Below are 3,842 nucleotides of genomic sequence, written 5' to 3'. Positions count from 1 at the left end.
TGCGGCGCGGGGCGGAGGGGAACCGGCGCGCCGTTCCCCCGCCGCCCCGCGCCGGCAGGACGAAGCCCCCGGCCGTGCGGGCGCGGCCCGTCCGGCCCCGGAAGCACACCGGGCACCGTTCTGCCCCGCGCTCCGGGTTCCGCATGGGTGAGTGGTGCCGGCAGGCCCACGGCGTGGCCTCGCGGGACATCGTGTCGCTGTGCCACCGGGCGTACGGCCGCTGACGGGCCGGAACCCCCGTGGTGTCGGTGGCGCCTGCCAGACTCGGGCGGCATGAGCGAAGAAGTGGGTCTGCGTGACGTCGAACTTCCCGATCTGGAGGTGTTCTTCGCGTACGAGCAGGACCTGGAGGCCGCCCGGCGGGCGAACTTCCCGCCGCGTGGGCGGGAGGCGTTCATGAGCCACTGGAAGGCCAAGGTCCTCGGCGATCCCGACGTCCGCGTGCAGGCCGTGACGGCCGACGGGGCGCTGGCCGGCAACCTGGTCGCCTGGACGGGGGAGGGCGGCCGGCGCCACATCGGGTACTGGCTGGGCCGCGAGTTCTGGGGGCGGGGCATCGGCACCCGGGCGCTCGGGCTGTTCCTCGCGAAGGAGACCACCCGGCCGCTGTACGCCGACCCCTCCGCGCGGAACACCGGCTCGGTGAAGCTGCTGGAGCGGCACGGCTTCCGGCGGGCGGGGACCCTCCGGTACGAGGAGCACGAACACGTCGTCATGGTGCTGGACGCCGACTCCTGACGCTCCGCGCCTCAGTGGGCGGAGCAGCAGGCGAGTTGGTCGCGGACCTCGAACGGCACCAGCACGTCGCCTCCCGCGCGCTGCACCAGCAGCGTGCAGCGGCCGTCCTTCCAGGTCGGCCGGGCGAAGCCGGTGGCGTCCAGGACGGCGTCCGGGGACACCTCCACCCCGGCCAGGCCCTCCACGGCGTCGAGGCAGCTCCCGGCCACCGCCTCGCCCGGGGTGGTCCGCCGCTCGACCAGGCGACGGCCCCGGTAGCGGGCCAGCCGGCCCGAGGACCGGCGCAGCGCCTCCCCGGCGGCCGCGAGCGCGCCGGGAGCGAGGGACGGGTCGCGGACCAGGACGCCGTCGACCGGGAGCAGCCCGGGGACCGACGACAGCAGCCGCTCGCGGACCCGCTCGGGCTCCGGCCCTCCGCGCCAGGAGACCACGGCCACGAAACGGCCCACCGGCGCGCGCGCCACATGTGTGCTGACCACGTGTTCGGCGAGCACGTGTCCCGCGAGCACGTGCTCCCGTCCGCCGTCCTCGACGAGCAGCCCCGCCAGGGCCGAGTCCACCTGATGGACCAGATGTTCCACGGCGACCAGCCCGGGGGCCGCCGTGTCCACGGCCACCGCACGGGCGGCCGTGGACACGGCGGACGCCGGGGACGCCGCCGGCGTCGTCACGGCACTCATCGGCTCGGCAGCACCCAGATCGGATTGGTGTAGAACCACAGGTCCCGCCACGGATCCGCGTCGCCCACCACGTCGATGGCCGGCCCCGCCGGGTCGACCGAGGCGCCGAGGTAGCCGGGCTGCTGCCGGTTGCCGTCCGTGCCGCGCAGGCGGACGTAGAAGGGCTCCTCCAGCGTGCCGAGGTCGTACCGCAGCGTGAACCTGCCGGTCCGGCCGGAGGTGTCGGTCTGGCGCACCACCCTGGTGTCGGGCGCCGTCAGCCTGTCGCGGTCGGAGGAGGCGTGGAGCGGGTCCACCGCGCCGCGGATCAGGTCCACCCGGTTCAGCCTCGGCAGGAACATGCCCCAGTTCGGCACGTCCTGGGCCGTGACGGTGACGAGCAGTTCGATCCGGCTGCCCCGCCGCGCGGTCAGCGTCCCGCCCAGCGTCTCCTCGCCCGTGCCGCGGCCCGAGGCCACCACCCGCACGTCGAGGTTCTTCACCAGCCGGCCGTGGTCCACCCAGACCCGCCCGTCACGGATGCCGCGCATCACCGCCGTGTAACCGCGTTCGGCGGCGCCGACGTGGGTCCGGCTGTACATGCCGGGCCAGAAGTCGCCGGCCGCGAGATCGACCCGCCCCGCGTACACCGGGTCGCCGTAACGGCCGTCCGCGTGGAACCGCTCCGAGGCCGAGCCGTCGGGACGGCGCGAGGTGTCGCCCCAGTTGACGTGGGAGTCGGAGTTGGCGGAGATCGACCACGGCTTGCCCTCCGCGAGCAGGGAGTCCCACAGGCCGCCGACCGTCGCCGTGTAGAAGTCGAAGCCGCCCCAGGACCGGTAGCTCTCCGGCGGGTAGCCCGGGAAGGAGTTCGGCCCGGCCGAGTTGCCGTAGTAGCCCCGGGCCGAGCCCGGCCCGTAGCCCTTCGGCAGGCCGGCGGCCTGGTGTCCGGGCGCGCCCTCCCAGCCGACCGCGATCCGCGGGTCGGCGTCCCGCCAGGCGCGCACCTCGTGCGGGCTGTCGATGCCGTTCCGGGCGGGGTGGTTGGCGAGGAACAGGGCGTCCTCGACACGGCGCCTGTCCTTCTGCCGGCCCAGCCACTGGATGCCGGCCACGGCGAGCGCCTCGTTCTCCGGGCTGTTGCCGGACGCGCCCTTCACGCTGCCGTCGTAGTCCGTCTCGAACTGCTTGAGGACCTCGACCTCGTGCCTGCCCGGGGCCACGAACACGGTGCCGTGCTCGGCGGCGGGGATGTTCCACTCCAGGCCCTGGAAGATCAGCGTGTCCTTCAACTCGGCGCGTGCCGCCCGGATGTCGGGGTTCACCAGGTCGACGCCGAGGCGGGCGTGGGTGGCGCCGCCGTGGTCGGTGATCACCATCCAGTCCAGGCCGTGGGCCGCGCCGTGCTGCGCCTGGTCCAGGACCGTGTACTGGCCGTCGGAGGAGTACTGGGTGTGGATGTGGTGGTCACCGGCGAGCCAGTGGCGCACGGCCCGGCCGTTGCCCCGCGGCGTCCCCTCCCCACGGCCGCGCCCGGCCTCCTCGGCCATCGCCGGAGTGACGCCGAGCATGCCGGAGACCCCGGCGGTGAGCGCGCCGGTGACCCCGGCGGCCTTCAGCAGACGGCGCCGGGACAGCTCGCGCGGCGAGAGGTCGGCGTCCGCCACCGAGGCGTCCGCGGCGGCACGGGTGACCTCGTCGACATCGTGCGCGTGCGGGTGCGTGGGGGAGTGGCCGTCGCCGTGGCTGCGGGGGTGCCTGGGGGAGTGGTCGTGAGACACGCCGGTCCCTTCTCGGATCTCGGAGGGTGGGTGTGGCTGAATCACGCCGAAGACAACCCGGATCCCCCCTCCGGCAGCGGTCCGGGCGGTTGCCGGGGGGCGTCCCCACGGTGAAACTCCGGTCCCGCCGGGAGAAGGACGTGCACGTCCCGGAGGGCGGGCATCCGCGGATGCCCGCCCTCCCCGCGGGCGTCAGGCGCGCGGACGCTCCAGCGTGATGAGCAGTCCCTCCACCGCGCCGGGGCCCATCCGCCCCTTCACGTCGGCCGACGTGATCGTCTTCAGGCGCCAGCCCTCCTCGGCGTGCTCGTTGAGCGTCTTCTCGAGCTTGTCGCCGTCCAGCGCGTCGCCGATCAGCGACTCGCGGAAGGTGACGACCTTGTACTCGTGGGCGGTGGGGGTGCTCATGCGGTGGGGCCTCCTGAGGCGCCGCTGCCGACGTGGGCCGGCATGATCGATCCGACAGGGGCACAGCCAACCACCTCCGGCCGCGCGGCGCGACGACGGGGCGGCGGGGGCACGGTCACCGGCGGTTCCTCGGGACGGCCGGACGACGAGGTCCCTGCGGTGCGGCGCGTCCCCCGCCCGGATCCGCGCCCGGGCCCGGCTGAACGGCCCGGCCACCGGGCGCCGCGGCCGGCACCGTCCGCCGCCGGGCGCGGGC

Annotated in this window: 4 protein-coding genes; 1 reads left to right on the top strand and 3 read right to left on the bottom strand. The window is 75.0% G+C overall.

All coding sequences use genetic code 11. The features are described 5' to 3' along the window. The first annotated feature begins 273 nt into the window (after positions 1-273). On the top strand, positions 274-738 hold the full coding sequence (locus A2U95_RS22675) for a GNAT family N-acetyltransferase (RefSeq protein WP_166026187.1): 465 nt from the start codon (positions 274-276) through the stop codon (positions 736-738). A gap of 11 nt (positions 739-749) precedes the next feature. Here the strand turns inward: A2U95_RS22675 and A2U95_RS22670 are convergent, their stop codons facing one another. The 3 genes from A2U95_RS22670 to A2U95_RS22660 form a co-directional block, all read right to left on the bottom strand. Then, entirely contained in the window at positions 750-1,418 is a 669-nt protein-coding gene (locus A2U95_RS22670; protein WP_166026185.1) for a hypothetical protein, read from the bottom strand. After that, a complete protein-coding gene (locus tag A2U95_RS22665) occupies positions 1,415-3,178 on the bottom strand; it encodes a PHP domain-containing protein (RefSeq protein WP_166026183.1) in 1,764 nt (587 codons plus the stop codon). Before A2U95_RS22665 ends, A2U95_RS22670 begins: the two co-directional genes overlap by 4 nt. A gap of 192 nt (positions 3,179-3,370) precedes the next feature. Next, on the bottom strand, positions 3,371-3,586 hold the full coding sequence (locus A2U95_RS22660; RefSeq protein WP_166026181.1) for a DUF4177 domain-containing protein: 216 nt from the start codon (positions 3,584-3,586) through the stop codon (positions 3,371-3,373). Positions 3,587-3,842 lie beyond the last annotated feature (256 nt).

The sequence above is a fragment of the Streptomyces chilikensis genome (genome assembly GCF_001642695.1).
Classification (GTDB): domain Bacteria; phylum Actinomycetota; class Actinomycetes; order Streptomycetales; family Streptomycetaceae; genus Streptomyces; species Streptomyces chilikensis.
Note: the sequence above shows the minus strand (reverse complement) of the source record. Positions and strands in the feature narration are given on the sequence as shown.

Excerpts from the sequence above, each read along its gene's own strand:
- A2U95_RS22670 (WP_166026185.1), bottom strand. The coding sequence starts at position 1,418 with ATGAGTGCCGTGACGACGCCGGCGGCGTCCCCGGCGTCCGCCGTGTCC.
- A2U95_RS22675 (WP_166026187.1), top strand. The coding sequence starts at position 274 with ATGAGCGAAGAAGTGGGTCTGCGTGACGTCGAACTTCCCGATCTGGAG.
- A2U95_RS22660 (WP_166026181.1), bottom strand. The coding sequence starts at position 3,586 with ATGAGCACCCCCACCGCCCACGAGTACAAGGTCGTCACCTTCCGCGAG.